Origin of the sequence: Pararhizobium sp. O133, from assembly GCF_051669845.1 — a bacterium.
Lineage (GTDB): Bacteria > Pseudomonadota > Alphaproteobacteria > Rhizobiales > Rhizobiaceae > Pararhizobium.
The window spans coordinates 1,147,493-1,165,401 of the sequence record NZ_CP196426.1; the positions used below are offsets into that span (position 1 = coordinate 1,147,493).

The 17,909-nt window shown below is 62.3% G+C and carries 11 protein-coding genes; 4 read left to right on the forward strand and 7 right to left on the reverse strand.

Annotated features, from left to right (window positions below; genetic code table 11):
- Positions 1 to 250 precede the first annotated feature (250 nt).
- Genes ACST81_RS05310 through ACST81_RS05325 form a run of 4 tightly spaced genes read left to right on the forward strand, consistent with a single transcriptional unit; the run spans position 251 to position 5,407 of the window.
- Positions 251 to 1,504: a sarcosine oxidase subunit beta family protein gene (locus tag ACST81_RS05310; protein WP_438751809.1), complete on the forward strand. Its 1,254-nt coding sequence runs from the start codon at positions 251 to 253 to the stop codon at positions 1,502 to 1,504.
- A 12-nt stretch (positions 1,505 to 1,516) separates the two neighbouring features.
- Positions 1,517 to 1,861, forward strand: a complete 345-nt coding sequence (locus ACST81_RS05315) for a sarcosine oxidase subunit delta (protein ID WP_438751810.1) — start codon at positions 1,517 to 1,519, stop codon at positions 1,859 to 1,861.
- Entirely contained in the window at positions 1,858 to 4,851 is a 2,994-nt protein-coding gene (locus ACST81_RS05320) for a sarcosine oxidase subunit alpha (RefSeq protein ID WP_438751811.1), read from the forward strand. Before ACST81_RS05315 ends, ACST81_RS05320 begins: the two co-directional genes overlap by 4 nt.
- A complete protein-coding gene (locus ACST81_RS05325; RefSeq protein WP_438751812.1) occupies positions 4,844 to 5,407 on the forward strand; it encodes a sarcosine oxidase subunit gamma in 564 nt (187 codons plus the stop codon). Before ACST81_RS05320 ends, ACST81_RS05325 begins: the two co-directional genes overlap by 8 nt.
- A 148-nt stretch (positions 5,408 to 5,555) precedes the next feature.
- Here ACST81_RS05325 and ACST81_RS05330 read toward each other — a convergent pair whose 3' ends face one another.
- The 7 genes from ACST81_RS05330 to ACST81_RS05360 all read right to left on the reverse strand — a co-directional run bounded on the left by ACST81_RS05330 (position 5,556) and on the right by ACST81_RS05360 (position 17,728).
- Positions 5,556 to 6,044: a MaoC family dehydratase gene (locus ACST81_RS05330; protein WP_438751813.1), complete on the reverse strand. Its 489-nt coding sequence runs from the start codon at positions 6,042 to 6,044 to the stop codon at positions 5,556 to 5,558.
- A gap of 81 nt (positions 6,045 to 6,125) precedes the next feature.
- Positions 6,126 to 8,114 carry a glycogen debranching protein GlgX gene (gene glgX, locus ACST81_RS05335; RefSeq protein ID WP_438751814.1) on the reverse strand — a complete coding sequence of 663 codons (1,989 nt, stop codon included), beginning with the start codon at positions 8,112 to 8,114 and terminating at the stop codon, positions 6,126 to 6,128.
- Positions 8,115 to 8,596: 482 nt separating this feature from the next.
- Complete coding sequence (locus ACST81_RS05340) at positions 8,597 to 10,225, reverse strand: alpha-D-glucose phosphate-specific phosphoglucomutase (protein WP_438751815.1); 1,629 nt, start codon at positions 10,223 to 10,225, stop codon at positions 8,597 to 8,599.
- 5 nt (positions 10,226 to 10,230) lie between these two features.
- Positions 10,231 to 11,670, reverse strand: coding sequence for a glycogen synthase GlgA (gene glgA, locus ACST81_RS05345; RefSeq protein ID WP_438751816.1), 1,440 nt, complete (start codon positions 11,668 to 11,670; stop codon positions 10,231 to 10,233).
- Between the two features lie 2 nt (positions 11,671 to 11,672).
- Positions 11,673 to 12,932 carry a glucose-1-phosphate adenylyltransferase gene (glgC, locus tag ACST81_RS05350; protein ID WP_438751817.1) on the reverse strand — a complete coding sequence of 420 codons (1,260 nt, stop codon included), beginning with the start codon at positions 12,930 to 12,932 and terminating at the stop codon, positions 11,673 to 11,675.
- 123 nt (positions 12,933 to 13,055) lie between these two features.
- Positions 13,056 to 15,266 (reverse strand): 1,4-alpha-glucan branching protein GlgB, encoded by a 2,211-nt coding sequence (glgB, locus tag ACST81_RS05355; RefSeq protein ID WP_438751818.1) that lies wholly within the window; start codon positions 15,264 to 15,266, stop codon positions 13,056 to 13,058.
- Positions 15,263 to 17,728 carry a glycogen/starch/alpha-glucan phosphorylase gene (locus tag ACST81_RS05360; RefSeq protein ID WP_438751819.1) on the reverse strand — a complete coding sequence of 822 codons (2,466 nt, stop codon included), beginning with the start codon at positions 17,726 to 17,728 and terminating at the stop codon, positions 15,263 to 15,265. Before ACST81_RS05360 ends, glgB begins: the two co-directional genes overlap by 4 nt.
- Positions 17,729 to 17,909: the final 181 nt, after the last annotated feature.

Consider the following 17,909-nt stretch of genomic DNA (forward strand, 5'->3'; position numbering starts at 1 on the left):
CTCAAAGTCCAGCCGCGAGTATCGTCGATGCTGAAATTGCCGGTATCGGCATGTTTCATGCGCCGCAATCGATACTGGCCGCAGGCCAATGTCGGAAAATGAACATGGGTCGCGGCATGTCGCAATTCGTACGAACAGCGCCGAAGCGCGTCGCAAAAGAAACGTTGCGGAAGTTCGGGATTTGCGATTTCTAGCGAAGACCACAAGGAATTCACCGGCCCTCGGGCAGGACCATGGAGTGTGAAGGCGGATGCGCAAATATTCGGTTTTTGCTGTCGCTCGAGAAGCGATGCGCGGCCACAGGGGTTGGGAGGCGCAATGGACCTCGCCCGAGCCGCGCAAGGACTATGATGTCATCATCATCGGCGCCGGCGGCCATGGGCTGGGCACCGCCTATTATCTCGCCAAGGAGCACGGCATCACCAATATTGCCGTGCTGGAAAAGGGTTGGCTCGGCGGTGGCAATACCGGCCGCAACACGACCATCATCCGCTCCAACTATCTCTATGACGAGAGCGCGGGGATCTACGACCATTCGCTGAAGCTGTGGGATGGCCTCAGCCAGGACCTGAACTACAATGTCATGTATTCGGCGCGCGGCGTGATGATGCTGTCGCACAATGTTCATGACCAACAGGTGTTCAAGCGCCATATCCATGCCAACCGGCTGAACGGCATCGATAACGAATGGCTGACGCCGGAGCAGGCGCAGGAATTCTGCCCGCCGCTCGATATTTCGCGCTCGGCCCGCTACCCGATCAACGGCGCCGCCCTGCAGCGCCGTGGCGGCACCGCCCGTCACGATGCCGTCGCCTGGGGTTATGCCCGCGCCGCCGCCGATCGCGGCGTGCATATCATTCAGAACTGTGAAGTCACCGGCATCCGGCGCAATCCCGATGGTTCCGTCGCCGGTGTCGATACCAATCGCGGCCAGATCAATGCCAAGAAGGTCGGCGTCGTTGCTGCTGGCCATACCTCGGTGCTGATGGAAATGGCCGGCGTTCGCATGCCGCTCGTCAGCTATCCGCTGCAGGCGCTGGTCTCCGAGCCGGTCAAGCCGATCTTCCCCTGCGTCGTCATGTCGAACACCGTGCACGCCTATATCTCGCAGTCCGACAAGGGCGAACTCGTCATCGGCGCCGGCACCGACCAGTATTCGTCCTACTCGCAGACCGGCGGCCTGCAGATCATCACCCACACGCTGGATGCGATCTGCGAGCTGTTCCCGATCTTCCGCCGCATGAAGATGATGCGCTCCTGGGGCGGTATCGTCGACGTGACGCCGGATCGCTCGCCGATCCTCGCCAAGACGCCGGTTTCCGGGCTTTATGTCAACTGTGGCTGGGGCACCGGCGGCTTCAAGGCGACACCCGGCTCGGCCAATGTCTTTGCCCATACCATCGCCAACGACGCGCCGCACAGGATCAACGCGCCCTTCACGCTGGAGCGTTTCCGTTCCGGGCGCCTGATCGACGAAGCGGCCGCTGCGGCTGTTGCGCACTAAGGGGAACACACCATGCTTCTGATCTATTGCCCCTATTGCGAGGAAGAGCGCTCCGAGCTCGAATTCCGTCATGGCGGCGACGCCCATATCGCCCGTCCGACCAACATGACCGAGATGAGCGACGAAGACTTCGAGGCGTTCTTCTTCCTGCGCGACAACGTCAAGGGCCTGACCTTCGAGCGTTGGCGGCATCTGAACGGCTGCGGCCGGTTCTTCAATGCGGCCCGCGACACCATCAGCGACAAGTTCCTGACCACCTACAAGGCTGGCCTGCCGCGCCCGGATATCGCCACCCTGCGTCCGGCGCCGTCCGCCCCTGTCGAAACCTATGAAGCCACGGAGTCGGACGCGAAATGAGCGGCGCCAATCGTATTCCCGGTGCAGGCCGTCTCACCCCTGCAAAAACCGCCCGGTTCTTTTTCGACGGCAAGAGCTATGCAGCGCTTGAGGGTGACACCGTCGCTTCGGCGTTGCTCGCCAACGGCGTTCATCTCGTCGGCCGCTCGTTCAAGTATCATCGCCCGCGCGGTATCGTGTCGGCTGGTGCGGAAGAACCGAACGCCCTGATCGGCGTCGAGCGCGACGCTGCCCGCAAGCAGCCGAACGTGCGCGCCACCGTGCAGGACGTGTTCGACGGCATGAAGGTGATCTCGCAGAACCGCTGGCCGTCGCTCGCCTTCGATGTCGGCGCCGTCAACAATCTGCTGGCGCCGTTCTTCGCTGCCGGCTTCTACTACAAGACCTTCATGTGGCCGAAGCAGGCCTGGAAGCATGTCTATGAGCCGCGGATCCGCGCGGCTGCCGGTCTCGGCGTGTCGCCGACCGAGGACGACAGCGACCATTATTCCAGCCGCTACGCCCATTGCGACGTGCTGGTGATCGGTGCCGGTATCGCCGGCCTGTCGGCAGCGCTTGCCGCCGCCAAGACCGGTGCCCGCGTCATCATCTGCGACGAGCAGGGGCAAGTCGGTGGCGCGCTGCATTACGACAAGAGCGTCACCATCGATGGTCTCGACGGCTACACCTGGGCACAGGCAACGGCCGCCAACCTCGCCAAGATGGACAATGTCACTGTCCTGCCGCGCACGACCGCTTTTGGTTATTACGCCCAGAATTTCGTTGGCCTCAACGAGCGCGTCACCGAGCATCTGGCCAAGCCGGATCGCAAGTTGCCGCGCGAGCGTCTCTGGCAGGTCCGCGCGAAGCGCGTCATCATCGCCACCGGCGCCATCGAGCGCCACATGGTGTTCGCCAACAATGACCGTCCGGGCATCATGCTGGCGTCTGCCGCCCGCACCTTCCTCAACCATTTCGGCGTTGCCGTCGGCCAGAAGGTTGGCGTCTACACCGCCAACGATTCCGCCTATGAGGCAGCCTTCGACCTGAAGCGCGCCGGCGTCACCATCGCCGCCATCGTCGACAGCCGTGAACAGCCGGGCGAGGGCGTTCTGGCTGAAGCCCGTTCGCTCGGCATCGAGGTTCTGGCCGGTCACGGCGTCGTCGATACCGGCGGCAAGCTCAGGGTCTCGTCTATGTCGGTCGCCCGCAACGGCGGCGGTGCCGCCCGCAAGATCGCCATCGACGCGCTCCTGACCTCGGCCGGCTGGACGCCTTCGGTGCATATGTTCTCGCAGTCACGCGGCAAGGTCGCCTATGATAACGAGACGCAGCGCTTCCTGCCCGGCACCTATGCGCAGGACTGCCTGTCCGTCGGCGCCTGCAACGGCACCAACGATCTGCAGGCCACGATCGAGGAATCGCTGGCAGCCGGTGAGCTGATGTCGAATGCATCCGGCTTCACCGCTCCGGAAAAGCTCGCCCTTCAGGGCGTGAATGCCTTTGCCTGGACCGGCGGCATGGCAGGTAGCGCCGAAGGCGCCGGTGCCGATACGACGGTCAAGGCCTTCATCGACTTCCAGAACGACGTCTGCGCCAAGGACATTCGTCTCGCCGTTCGCGAAGGCATGCACTCGATCGAGCATATCAAGCGTTTTACCACCAATGGCATGGCGACGGACCAGGGCAAGCTGTCCAACATCCATGGTCTGGCGATCGCTGCCGAGACGCTTGGCCGCGAAATCCCAAAGGTCGGTCTCACCACCTTCCGCGCGCCCTATACGCCGGTCACCTTCGGAACGCTGATCAACCATTCGCGCGGCGACCTGTTCGACCCGACCCGCAAGACGCCGATGCATGCACTCGAAGAGGCAACAGGCGCCGTGTTCGAGGATGTCGGCCAGTGGAAGCGCGCCTGGTATTATCCGCGCGCCGGCGAGGACATGCATCAGGCCGTCAACCGCGAGTGCAAGACCGTGCGCGACGTCGCCGGCATCTTCGATGCCTCGACGCTCGGCAAGATCGAGGTGGTCGGCCCGGATGCGGCTCAGTTTCTCAACCTGATCTACACCAACAGCTGGGATACGCTGAAGCCCGGCCGCTGCCGCTACGGCATCATGCTGCGCGAAGACGGCTTCGTCTATGACGACGGCGTGGTCGGCCGCATGGCGGAGGATCGTTTCCACGTAACGACGACGACGGGCGGTGCCGCCCGTGTCATGAACCATATGGAAGACTATCTGCAGACCGAGTTCCCGCACCTGAACGTCTGGCTCACATCGGCCACCGAACAGTGGGCGGTCATCGCGGTGCAGGGTCCGAAGGCACGCGAGATCATCGCGCCGCTGGTGGAGGGCATCGACCTGTCGAATGAAGCCTTCCCGCACATGAGCGTTCGCGAAGGCAAGATCTGCGGCGTGCCGACCCGGCTGTTCCGCATGTCGTTCACCGGTGAAACCGGCTTCGAAGTCAACGTTCCCGCCGATTTCGGCCCGGACGTCTGGGCCGCGATTTATGAGCGGACACAGGCGCTCGGCGGCTGCGCTTACGGTACCGAGGCGATGCACGTGCTGCGCGCCGAGAAGGGCTACATCATCGTCGGTCAGGACACCGACGGGACCGTGACACCGGACGATGCCTCGCTCGGCTGGGCCGTGGCTAAGAAGAAGACGGACTTTGTCGGTATCCGCGGCCTGCGCCGTCCCGACCTCGTCGCCGAAGGCCGCAAGCAGCTTGTCGGTCTCCTGACCAAGGACCCGAAGGTTGTGCTCGAAGAAGGCGCGCAGATCGTCGCCGATCCGAACCAGGCCTTGCCGATGACGATGATCGGGCATGTGACTTCGTCCTACTGGTCGGAAAACTGCGGCCGGTCGATTGCGCTGGCACTCGTTGCCGGCGGCAAGGCGAAGATCGGGCAGACGCTCTATGTGCCGATGCCCGACAAGACGATCGCCGTCGAGGTGAGCGACATGGTCTTTGTTGACAAGGAAGGAGGCCGTATCAATGGCTGACGTGATTGGGGCTGATCTGGCTACCCGTACCCTGCCGCTCTCCGGCTTCCATGGCGGCTCCGGCGCCGCATCCCTGTCGGTGGCGAAGCCCGCCACCCGCATGTCGCTGCGCGCCAAGCCGGATGCCGTTGCGGCGCTTTCCGGCGCGCTCGGCCTGTCGCTGCCGACGAAGCCGAAGACCTCGGCTTCCGTGAACGGCCGGCATGCGCTCTGGCTCGGCCCGGACGAATGGCTTGTTATCGACGAGACCGAAGGTGACCTGATGTCGGCTGTCTCGGGCAGCGGCGTCCTGCATTCGGCGACCGACATTTCCCACCGCAACACCGCAATCCTGGTCAAGGGTCGCGGCGCCGAAGTGGCTGTTAACGGCGGCTGCCCGCAGGACCTGTCGCTGATGGCATTCCCGGTCGGCGCCTGCTCGCGCACTGTGCTCGCCAAGGCGGAAATCGTTCTCCTGCGCACGGCGGAAGACGCCTTCCGCGTCGAGTGCTGGCGGTCCTTTGCGCCGTATGTCTCGGGGCTGCTGAACGAGGCGGCGGAAGACGCGGGGAATTGAGGTTTTTACTCGTCATCCTCGGCCTTGAGCCGAGGATCTACGGTAGTGTCTCGGAAAAAAGATTATCGATAGTCCGCAGGGCCGGCACCTTCAGTAGATGCTCGGGACAAGCCCGAGCATGACGGCCGAATTGGGGTGAGACCCCACCTCAAGCATCCTCCGGCCGGTCCTTCGGGTCGAACTGGATGATGGTCAGCCAGTTTGCCGTCAGCGCGGGTTTGCGTTCGCCTTCGATATCGACGGTGACGTCGTAGGTGACCATCAGCATGCCGGCGCCGCGGAAGCGGGCTTGCGCCATCGTGAAACGGCCGCGCACCTTCGCGCCGCTCTTCACCGGCGTCATGAAGCGCACCTTGTCGAAGCCGTAGTTGATGCCCATTGTCTGTTCGCGGACACGCGGCAGGCAGTTGTAATTCATCGCCGAGAGCAGCGAGAGCGACAGGAAGCCGTGGGCGATTGTGCCGCCGAACGGGGTCTCGGCGGCGGCGCGCACCGGGTCGGTGTGGATGAACTGGTGGTCGTCGGTGGCATCGGCGAAACCGTCGATGACCTTTTGCGTGACCGTAATCCAGTCGGAAATCCCGATTTCCTTGCCGACCAGATCCTTGACGTCAGACAGTGAAATTTCCTGCGGCATTGTCTTTCCCGATCAAAAAATATCCCCCCGCTCTCTATAGGCCGATCTTGCGATGAACGGCAAACAGGCTGGCGGGTTGGTTCATGAAATTTCAACGTGGGAAATTTCAACGTGGAAGCCGACGCTGCGGGCCGCGGCCATGTTGATACCGGCGCTGGCCGATGCAACGAGGCTCTGCCAGCCGGCACCGGGGCGGGCCGGAAGCTGGAATGGATGCGGCGCGTGGCTGCGGTTGATGACGACGGCGAGCCGGGTCCGCCTGTTCTGGACCGCATCGCCGGTTGCCAGCAGCATGACCAGGTTATCGGTCGCCGGGCTTTCCCAATCGCTTGTGGTCATCGGCTGGCCGTCGAGCCGCAGCCATTCGACATCGCCGTCGCCGGTGAAGAACGCGGTCTCGCGGAACACATCGAAGCGGGCGCGGATCTGGCCGAGCAGGGCGGTATGGGCAATCAGGGTGGGGTCGAGCGCCGGCCAGTCGATCCAGGTGATCTCGTTGTCCTGGCAATAGGCATTGTTGTTGCCGCGCTGGCTGCGCCCGGCCTCGTCGCCAGCCGTCAGCATGATGGTGCCACGGGTCGCAAACAGGGTCGAGAGCAGGGCCATGACATCGCGGCGGCGGAAGGCCAGCACTTCCGGGTCGTCGGTCTCGCCTTCCACGCCATTGTTCCAGGACTGGTTTTCGTTGTGGCCATCCCGATTATCCTCGCCATTGGCCTCGTTGTGCTTGCCGGCATGGGAGACAACATCCATCAGCGTGAAACCGTCATGGGCGGCGATGAAATTGACGCTGCGGGTCTCTTCGCCGCCGTTACGCGAAAAGATGCTGGAGGAGGCGGCAAGGGCGGTGGCGAGATCGCCGACGATATGGCGGTCGCCGCGCCAGGTGCGGCGCAGGTCGTCGCGGGCGCGGTCGTTCCATTCGAGGAAGGGGGCGGGGAAATTGCCGAGCTGGTAACCGCCGGGGCCGATATCCCAGGGCTCGGCGATGAGGACCCGGTCCTTCAGCACGGGGTCGGCGAGCATTTCGGTGATGAGCGCAGCGTCGGCGCGAAAACCGTTCATGTCGCGGCCGAGGATCGAGCCGAGATCGAAGCGGAAGCCGTCGATGCCGGCGGCGCGCACGAAATGTCGAAGACTGTCTAGGATCAGCCGGCGCACCACGGGGTGGTCGCAGGCAATGGTGTTGCCAGTGCCGGTGTCGTTGATCAACTCGCCCGGCCGATCGGTCGCATGGCGGTAATAGGTGTTGTTGTCGAGGCCGCGCATGGAGAGCGTCGCGCCGAGCCGGTCGCTTTCGCCGGAATGGTTGAAGACGAGATCGAGGATGACGCCGATGCCCGCGTCGTGCAGCGCCTTCACGGTATCGCTGAGTTCGACGAGCCCGCCGGGCACAAGGCGTGGGTCGAGCGCCATGAAGGCAATGGGGTTGTAGCCCCAGCCGTTGGTCAAGCCCAGCGGTGGCAGATGGCGCTCGTCGATCCAGGCGGTGATCGGCATGAGTTCGACCGCCGAGACGCCGATCTGCTTCAGATGGGCGATGACCGAAGGATGGGCGAGGGCGGCTACCGTGCCACGCTGGGCCACTGGAATGTCGGGATGCAGCATGGTGAAGGGCCGCACGGCGATTTCGTAGATCAGCTCGCCAGCCTGAAACAGGGGTGGTTGCGGCGGCACGACGGGATGCGTGGTGACGATGGCTTTCGGGACGAGGTCGGCCGTGTCGTCGCCGAATGTGGACAGGCGCGGATCGTAGCGGAAGGGGCGGTCGAGTTCGCTTGCATAGGGATCGACCAGCAGCTTGGCCGGATCGAACCATAGGCCATCGTCTGGCGAATAGGCTCCCCAAGCGCGAAAACCGTAGCGCGTTCCCGCCGGCGCATCCGCGACCGTCAGGCTGTGAACGCCATCCTCGCCGTGCTGCATCGGCAACCGCCGCAATTCGCGCTCGCCGATCTCGTCGAACAGGCAGAGCTCGATGCCGGAGGCTGAGCCCGACCAGACGGCAAACGTCGTGCCATCCGGGCCAAGCGTGGCGCCAAGGGAGGGGGAGACGGGCAGTTGGGGCATGGTGTCACCTTGGGAGGAGCTTGGTGGGCGGGGCGTGCTTCGTATCCGGTTGGTTTGACACTGATTTGTCTCTGCTTTGGGGGATGTTGCAAGCGGCAATGTTTGGGGATTGGGTTTGCCGGAACTTCTTTGTTGCGATTGCGGCCGTTCCCGCCTTTGCGTGTTTTGTTCTGACGGAGTTTCCATCCTTGGCCTTCGGCCCCCCCCCCATCCAAGAAGGTGGCCAAGGCCGGATGAGGGGGCGAAGCCAATGGGCTTGAAATCCATGATCTCCTTTCGCTTGCTCAACCAACACCTTCAGCCACGCCCAGAACATCCGTCGTGGTGATTGTCCTGATCTCTTTGACCGGGGCGCCGGAAAGTGCCGGATAGGTCCTTCAGGGCTTCGTCGCCTGTCGTGATTTTGCAGCGCTTTTCTCGGATGAAGAAGGCGTGGCATGTTCCGCCGCGCCTTTGCGAAATCACGGTCGCCAAAAATCCGGTCAGGTGATGACGCTCGGTTCCGTGCGGCCGGTGCGGGACTTGATGCCAGCGATCTCGTCGGCGACGGCGATGAGGTCGGCGAGCGCCTCTTGGGTCTCAGTATCGTGCCTGGAGGCGTCGGGTTCGTAGCGTTCGATATAGACGCGCAGGGTCGCGCCGGAGGTGCCGGTGCCTGAGAGGCGGAAGACGACGCGGGAGCCGCCTTCGAACAGGATACGGATGCCCTGGTTGTTTGAGACCGACTTGTCGATCGGGTCGTGGTAGGAGAAATCGTCAGCGGTTGCGACCTTGAGCATGCCGAAGCTCTTGCCCGGCAGGCTGGCGAGCTGGTCGCGCAGCGCGATCATCAGGCCGTTGGCGGCGTCGGAATCGACCTCTTCATAATCGTGGCGCGAATAGTAGTTGCGGCCGTAGGTCGTCCAGTGCTGGCGGGCAATATCCTCAACACTTTCCATGCGCACGGCGAGGATGTTGAGCCAGAGCAGGACTGCCCAGAGGCCGTCCTTTTCGCGGACATGGTTGGAGCCGGTGCCGGCACTTTCCTCGCCGCAGATGGTGACGCGGCCGTCATCCATCAGGTTGCCGAAGAATTTCCAGCCGGTCGGGGTTTCGTACATGCCGATGCCGAGCTTTTCGGCGACCTTGTCGGCCGCGGCACTGGTTGGCATCGAGCGGGCGATGCCGGCAAGACCCTTGGAGTAACCGGGCGCCAGCGTCGCATTGGCGGCGAGCATGGCAAGGCTGTCGGACGGGGTGACGAAGATACCCTTGCCGATGATCAGGTTGCGGTCGCCATCGCCGTCGGAGGCGGCGCCGAAATCCGGCGCGTCGTCGCCCATCATCTCTTCATAGAGCGCGCGGGCGTGGACGAGGTTCGGATCGGGATGATGGCCGCCAAAATCGGGCAGCGGGATGAAGTTCAGCACCGAACCCTTGGCGGCGCCCAGACGGTTTTCGAGGATTTCCTTGGCATAGGGGCCGGTGACGGCGCTCATGGCATCGAAGACGATGCGGAAGCCGCCGCCGATCAGGTTGCGGATCGCCTTGAAATCGAACAGTTTTTCCATCAATTCGGCATAGTCGGCGACGGGATCGATGACAACGACCTCCATGCCGGCAACGGTCTGGCTGCCTTCACTGTCGAGATTGACGTCGGCGACCTCGGCGATCTTGTAGCTTTCGATCGTGCGGGTGCCGGCATAGATGGCATCAGTGACCTTTTCAGGCGCCGGGCCGCCATTGCCGATATTGTACTTGATGCCGAAATCTTCGGTCGGGCCGCCGGGATTGTGGCTGGCCGACAGCACGATGCCGCCGAAGGCCTTGTACTTGCGGATGACGTTGGAGGCGGCCGGCGTCGACAGGATGCCGCCACGACCGACCAGAACGCGGCCGAAACCGTTCGCCGCTGCCATCTTGATGGCGATCTGGATGACGTCGCGGTTGTAATAGCGGCCGTCGCCGCCGATCACCAGCGTATCGCCTTTGAAGCCTTCCAGGCTGTTGAAGATCGACTGGATGAAATTTTCCGCATAGTTCTTCTGCTGGAAGACCGGCACCTTCTTGCGCAGGCCGGACGTGCCCGGCTTCTGGTCCAAATAGGGGGTGGTCTGAACGGTTCTGATCATGGGACTTAGCCTTTCGCAAGAAGACTGAAATAGAGATCGGCATAACGCTGCGCGCTCATATTCCAGGAAACGTCTGATTTCATGCCTTGGGCCTGCAGGCGGGCCCAGACTTTCGGTTGCCGGTAGGCGTTGAACGCCCGCCGGAGTGCCTGACGCAGGCTGGGTGCGGAAACAGGCGAGAATTGGAAGCCGGTGGCGACCTTGGCGGCAAGTGCTGCCTCGTTGGCGTCGATGATCGTATCGGCGAGGCCGCCGGTATGGGCAACGATCGGCACGCAGCCGTAGCGCAGGCCATAAAGTTGGGTAAGCCCACAGGGCTCGAAGCGCGAGGGGATGAGGATGGCGTCGGAGCCGGCCTGCATCAGGTGCGACAGGGGCTCGTTGTAGCCGACGACCAGCCCGACGCGACCGGGATGGCGGGCGGCGGCATCGCGGAAGGAGGCTTCGAGCGCCGGATCGCCGGAGCCAAGCACGGCCAGCTTGCCGCCGTTGTCGACGATGTCGTCGATCACCTCGGCGAGCACGTCCATGCCTTTCTGCCAGGTCAGGCGGCTGACGACGCAGAAAATCGGGCCGGGTGCATCGTCGAAGCCGAAATGCTCCGACAGTGCCTTGCGGTTGACCGCGCGTTTTTTCAAAGAACTCGCGCCATAGGTGGCGGCGATGTTGGTGTCGGTCTGCGGGTCCCAGACGGCGGTGTCGATTCCGTTGACGATGCCGGAGAGGTCGGCGAGCCGAGCCGTGAGCAGGCCTTCGAAGCCCATGCCGAATTCGGGCGTCAGGATTTCCTGGGCGTAGGACGGGCTGACGGTGGTGATCGCGTTGGCCGTCTGCAGTCCGCCCTTGAGGAAGCCGACATCGCCGAAATATTCGACATAGTTCACCGAGAAGGCTTCGCGCGGCAGCGCCAGTTCCGGAAAGACCTGCGGGCCGAACTGCCCCTGGAAGGCGATGTTGTGGATGGTCAGCACCACCGGCGTGGCTTGCGCCGGACCGAAGCGCATGTAGACCGGCGTCAGCGCCGCCTGCCAGTCATGGACATGGACGAGGTCAGGCTTCCAGCTCGGCAACAGCCCGCCGGCAATCTCGGCCGCGGCTAGGGAGAGGGCCGCGAAACGGCGGAAATTGTCGGGATAATCGATGCCCGCCCGATCGACATAGGGGCCGCCGTCGCGGTCGAACAGTTCCGGTGCGTCGAGCACGAGAATGTCGATGCCTTCATGCGTGACCGCAAGGATGGAGGCGGGATGGCCGAACAAGTTTTCGAAGCCGCCGATCCTCTCCGGCTTCCTGATCTTCTGCATCACCACCGGATAACCGGGCATGAGCGTGCGCATGCGGATGCCGTGCGGCTTCAGCGCCGCCGGCAGGGCGCCCGCCACGTCGGCGAGACCCCCTGTCTTGATCAGCGGAAAGACTTCCGATGCGACGGAAAGGACTTCCATCCTCACATGCCCAGCTTGTCGATCATCGCCTGGGTGATCAGGCAGATGCCGTTTTCCGAGCGGCGGAAACGCTTCGCGTCGAATTCCGGATCTTCGCCGACGACCAGTCCTTCCGGGATGACGACGCGGCTGTCGATGACGACGTTGGTGAGTTGCGTATGCCGTCCGATCTTGACGTTCGGCAGGATCACGGCGCCGTCGAGGCGGGAGAATGAATTCACCCGGACGCCGGTAAACAGCATCGAGCGGTTGAGCGACGCGCCGGAAATGATGCAGTCGCCCGACACCAGCGAGGAGGTCGCCGACCCGCGACGGTTCTCGTCGTCATGGACGAACTTTGCCGGCGGTTTGATCTCGGCGAATGTCCAGATAGGCCAGGTGCTGTCATAGATATCAAGTTCGGGGGTGACATGCGTCAGGTCGATATTGGCCTGCCAGTAGGCATCGATCGTGCCGACGTCGCGCCAGTAGGCCTCGCGCTCGAAGTCGGACCGGACGCAGGACTGGTTGAACCGGTGGGCGACGGCTTTGCCGTGGTTTACGATATAGGGGATGATGTCCTTGCCGAAGTCGCGCGAGGAGGAAGGATCGGCGGCGTCGCGGCGCAGGATGTCCATCAGGAACTTGGTGTGGAAGACGTAGATGCCCATCGAGGCCAAAGCCATGTCCGGGTTGCCGGGAATGCCCGGCGGATCGGCGGGCTTTTCGACGAAGTCGATGATCCTGTCCTTTTCATCGACATGCATGACGCCGAAGCCGGTGGCTTCCATGCGCGGTACTTCCAGGCAGCCGATGGTGACGTCGGCGCCGGAATCCACATGCTGCTGCAGCATGAGTTCGTAGTCCATCTTGTAGATATGGTCACCGGCGAGAATGACCATATATTCGACGCCATGATCCTCGATGATGTCGATATTCTGGTAGACCGCGTCGGCCGTGCCTTCATACCACTGCGTCTCGGAGACGCGCTGGGAGGCCGGCAGAATGTCGAAGCTTTCGTTTCGTTCAGGACGGAAGAAGTTCCAGCCGTTCTGCAGGTGGCGGATCAGGGAGTGCGCCTTATACTGCGTGGCGACGCCGATGCGGCGGATACCGGAATTCATCGCGTTCGACAGGGCGAAGTCGATGATGCGGGCCTTGCCGCCGAAATAGACCGCCGGCTTGGCGCGGCGGTCGGTGAGTTCTTTCAGTCGGCTTCCGCGGCCGCCGGCAAGGACATAGGCCATTGCATCACGGGCGAGGGGCTGTATTCGTTTTTCCATTGATTTTCCTCCCGGTAGTATGGTTCCCGGAGCGGTTTGACCGTTCTTGGGAACAGTGTCCTCTCCAAATATTTTTTCTGACGCACCGCCTGGACGGGACCCTCCGGTCCGCCATGCGAAACGCTAATCCTGCTCCAGCATCAATGTCGCCAAGGGCGGCAAGGTGATGGTCGCGGTAATCACGCCCGAGCTGTTTTTTGTCGCCTGAACGGCGCCGCCATTGCCCTTTCCGCTGCCGCCATAGATTTCGGCGTCGCTGTTCAAGATTTCCTTCCACCGGCCTTCGGCCGGCAGCGGGATCGTATAGTTTTCACGGTAGACCGGCGTGAAATTGCTGACGACCGCGACCATCTTCTCACCCGGTGCCTTGCGCAGCCACGCAAAGACCGAATTTTCGCGGTCGTCGGCGATCAGCCACTCGAAGCCTTCGCCCTCGCAGTCGCGCGCATGCAGCGCCGCCTTGTTGCGATAGGTGCCGTTCAGGTCTCTGATCAGCCGGCGCATGCCCTCATGCATCGGATATTCGAGCAAATTCCAGTCGAGCGAGCGGTCCTCCGACCATTCGCGCCACTGAGCGAATTCCTGGCCCATGAACAGCAGCTTCTTGCCGGGATAACCCCACATGAAGCCGTAATAGGCGCGAAGGTTGGCGAATTTCTGCCAGTCGTCGCCGGCCATCTTGGCGATCAGCGCGCCTTTGCCATGCACCACTTCGTCATGGCTGAGCGGCAACACGAAATTTTCGCTGAAGGCGTAGAGCAGGCCGAAGGTCAGGTCGTTGTGATGGTGCTTGCGATGGATCGGTTCTCGCTGCAGATATTGCAGCGTGTCGTGCATGAAGCCCATGTTCCACTTGAAGCCGAAGCCGAGGCCGCCAGCATGGACCGGGGCGGAGACTTTCGGCCAGGAGGTGGATTCCTCGGCAATCGTGATGATGCCGGGATGGCTGCCGTAGACTTCCTTGTTCATCGTCTGAAGGAAGCGCACCGTATCCAGGTTCTCGTTGCCACCATATTCGTTCGGAACCCATTCGCCATGCTTGCGCGAATAGTCGAGATAGAGCATCGACGCGACCGCATCGACACGCAAACCGTCCAGATGGAATTTTTCCGCCCAGTAGAGGGCGTTATTGACGAGATAAGAGAATACTTCGGCGCGGCCGAAATTGTAGATCGCCGTGTTCCAGTCCGGGTGGTAGCCCTGACGCGGATCCTCATGTTCATAGAGGGCGGTGCCGTCAAACCAGCGCAGTCCATGGGCATCGGTCGGGAAATGCGCCGGCACCCAGTCGAGGATGACGCCGATGCCGACCTTGTGGGCGCCGTTGACGAAGCGGGCGAAACCTTCCGGCTCGCCGAAACGGGCGGTTGGGGAGTAGAGGCCGGTCGTCTGGTAACCCCAGGACGGATCAAACGGATATTCGGTGATCGGCAGGAACTCGATATGGGTGAAACCCATGTCGACACAGTAGGGGATCAGCCGCTCGGCCAGTTCGTCCCAGGACAGCATGGTGCCGTCATCACGCAACTGCCAGGATGCGGCGTGCACCTCGTAAATCGAGATCGGCTGGCGGCGGGCATCGACGCTGGCCCAATGGGCCCGATGCGCCTCGTCCTGCCAGACCTGTTCGATCTCGCCCGTCGTCATCGAGGCGTTTTTCGGGCGCAGTTCCGAGCGGCGGGCAAACGGGTCGGCCTTCAGCGGCAGAACCTCGCCGTTCTTGCCGACGACCTCATACTTGTAGATCGCACCGGCCTGGATGTCCGGCAGGAAGATTTCCCAGATGCCGGTATCCTGGCGCAGCCGCATGACGTGGCGGCGGCCATCCCAATTGTTGAAATCGCCGACCACCGAGACGCGACGGGCATTCGGCGCCCAGACGGCGAAATGGAAACCATCGGCGCCATCATGCTTGATGGGATGCGCGCCCATCTTGTCGAAGAGCCGCAGATGCGAGCCTTCGCGGATATAATAATCATCCATCGGCCCAAGCACGGGACCGAAACTGTAGGGATCGGTGACCGTCCATTCACCGCCGCTGTTGCTTGCGCGGTAGCGGACCGGCTGGATCTTCTTGACGGCGACCGGTCCTTCGAAGAAGCCGGCATCGTCACGCCTTGTCAGCGTGCCGATGTCCTTGCCGGCCAATGTTTCGGCGGTCACGGTTTCGGCGCCTGGAATAAAACAACGGGCGACGAAGTCCTTGCCCGCGGCATGAACGCCGAGGGCGGCAAACGGATTGGTATGAGTGCCAGCGAGGATCGCCGCAATCTCTTCCGCCGACAGACTGGCTGGCGGAGCGGTAGGCGTGGCGTCTTTCGGCACTGATGTCATCCGGCTCTCCAGATTTCCCCGGCATATTGCCGGATTGTACGGTCAGAGGAGAACCAGCCCATGCGCGCGGTGTTGCGGATGGTCTTGGAATACCAGCTGGCCGTGTCGGTCCAGATCGCGTCCACTTCGCGCTGTGCCTTGGTATAGGCATCGAAGTCGGCCGCGACCATGAACCAGTCATGATTGTAGATTCCGTCGACCAGACCGGTGAAGCGGTTTCGATCGTCGGGCGAAAAGACGCCGGAGGAAATCGCAAGCAGGGCCTGCGACAATTCTCGCGACTGTTCGATGATGGCGCGGGGATTGTGGCCTTCGGCGCGAACCTTGGCGACTTCGTCCGCCGTCATCCCGAAGATCTTGATGTTTTCCTCGCCCACCCAGTCGCGCATTTCCACGTTTGCGCCATCCAGCGTTCCGATCGTCAGCGCACCATTCAACGCGAACTTCATGTTCCCGGTTCCCGATGCTTCCATGCCGGCCGTCGAAATCTGTTCCGACAGGTCGGCCGCAGGCACCATGATTTCGGCGAGCGAGACATTGTAGTTCGGGATGAAGACGATCTTCAGCAGGCCATGCACCGACGGGTCGTTGTTGATGACCTTGGCAACGTCGTTGGCCAGCTTGATGATCAGTTTGGCGTTGTGATAGCTCGGCGCCGCCTTGCCGGCGAACAGTTTTACACGCGGCACCCATTCGAGTTCCGGATGCGTGCGGATCTGGTCGTAGAGCGAGATCGCCTCGATGATGTTGAGGAGTTGGCGCTTGTATTCGTGGATGCGCTTGATCTGGATGTCGAACATGGCCGACGGATCGATGCGGATGCCCATGCGGCTCTGCACCAGCTGGGCAAGCTTGACCTTGTTGGCGCGCTTGATGGCGGCGAACTGCTCCTGGAAATCCTTCTTGTCGGCAAAGGTATCGAGGCTCTGCAGCGCCTCGGTATTGTCCATGAACTCGTCACCGATCGCACCGCGGATCAGGGTCACCAGATCCGGATTGCACTGCATCAGCCAGCGGCGCGGCGTGATGCCGTTGGTCTTGTTGTTGATGCGGTTCGGGTAGAGCCGATGCAGATCGGCAAAGACGGTTTCCTTCATGAGCTCGGTATGTAGGGCGGACACGCCGTTGATCGAGTGCGACCCGACGAACGCCAGGTTGCCCATGCGGACGCGGCGGTCGCCGCTTTCGTCGATCAGCGAAATGTTGCGCACTTCCTCATCCGTGTGCGCCTTTTGCTTGCGGGCCTCAAGCAGGATCTTGGCGTTGATCGCGTAAACGATCTGCATGTGGCGCGGCAACAGTCGCTCGAACAGCGGAACCGGCCAGGTTTCCAGTGCTTCCGGCAAAAGCGTGTGATTGGTGTAGGAAAACGTGCGGCGGGCGATATCCCAGGCGGCTTCGAAGTCGATGCCGTGCACGTCGGTCAGCAGGCGCACCAGTTCGGCGACGGAAACGGCCGGATGGGTGTCGTTGAGCTGGATGGCGACCTTGTCCGGCAGCGAGGTGAAATCCGGATATTGCTGCAGATGGCGGCGCAGGATATCCTGCAGCGAGGCGGAGGAGAAGAAGAACTCCTGGCGCAGGCGCAGTTCCTGGCCGGCAGGCGTTGCGTCTGCTGGATAAAGAACGCGGGCAAGGCTTTCCGCCTTGTTGCTCTCCCTCAGCGCCCCGATATGGTCGCCGGCGTTGAAGGCGTCGAGCAGGATCGGATCGATCGGATGCGCGGTCCACAGGCGCAGCGTGTTGACGCGCTTGGCGCGCCAGCCGACGACCGGCGTATCGCAGGCCGTGGCGATGACGCGCTCGGCCGGCTTCCAGACGTAGCGGGTCAGTTCCTCGTCGATATTGACGGTTTCGACCGAGCCGCCGAAGCCTATTTCATAGGAGCTTTCGCGGCGCTCGAACTCCCAAGGGTTACCGTGGGCAAGCCAGGTTTCCGGCAGTTCCACCTGCCAGCCATCGGCCATCTGCTGGCGGAAAAGACCGTGCACGTAGCGGATGCCATAGCCATAGGCCGGAATGTCGACCGTCGCCATGCTTTCCATGAAACAGGCGGCCAGACGGCCAAGGCCACCATTGCCGAGTGCGGCATCGGGTTCCAGCGTGGCGATGATGTCGATATCGACACCGAAGGAATTGAGCGCTTCGCGCAACTCGTCCATCAGGCCGATATTGGTGACCGCGTCGCGCATCAGGCGGCCGATCAGGAATTCCAGCGATAGATAATAGACTCGCTTGGCATCGGTCGCGTAGGTCTTGCGCGTCGATTCCATCCAGGCGTCGGTGATGCGGTCGCGAACGACCAGGATGGCGGCCGTCAACCAGTCATGCGGCTTGGCGACCTTGGGGTCCTTGCCGATACGATAGGTGAGGCGCTCGATGATTTCCTGGGCGAGAACTTCTGAGCTCGAGGCGCGGGGAGCAGCGCTCGGGATGCTTTCGTTGGACAAACGATCGATCATGGAAACAGGCTTACCCTTCTTGCAGTTTGGGAGACCGCAGGCCGAACACCAACGGGGCATATAAGCGATTTATGCACCGATACGAAGCGCTTGCAATAGTGTTTTCAATAAGATGAAATTTGTCTGCGACCGCAGGGTCATTGCGGTTTCAAACCGCGTATGGCCTCTCGGCGGACGTAAC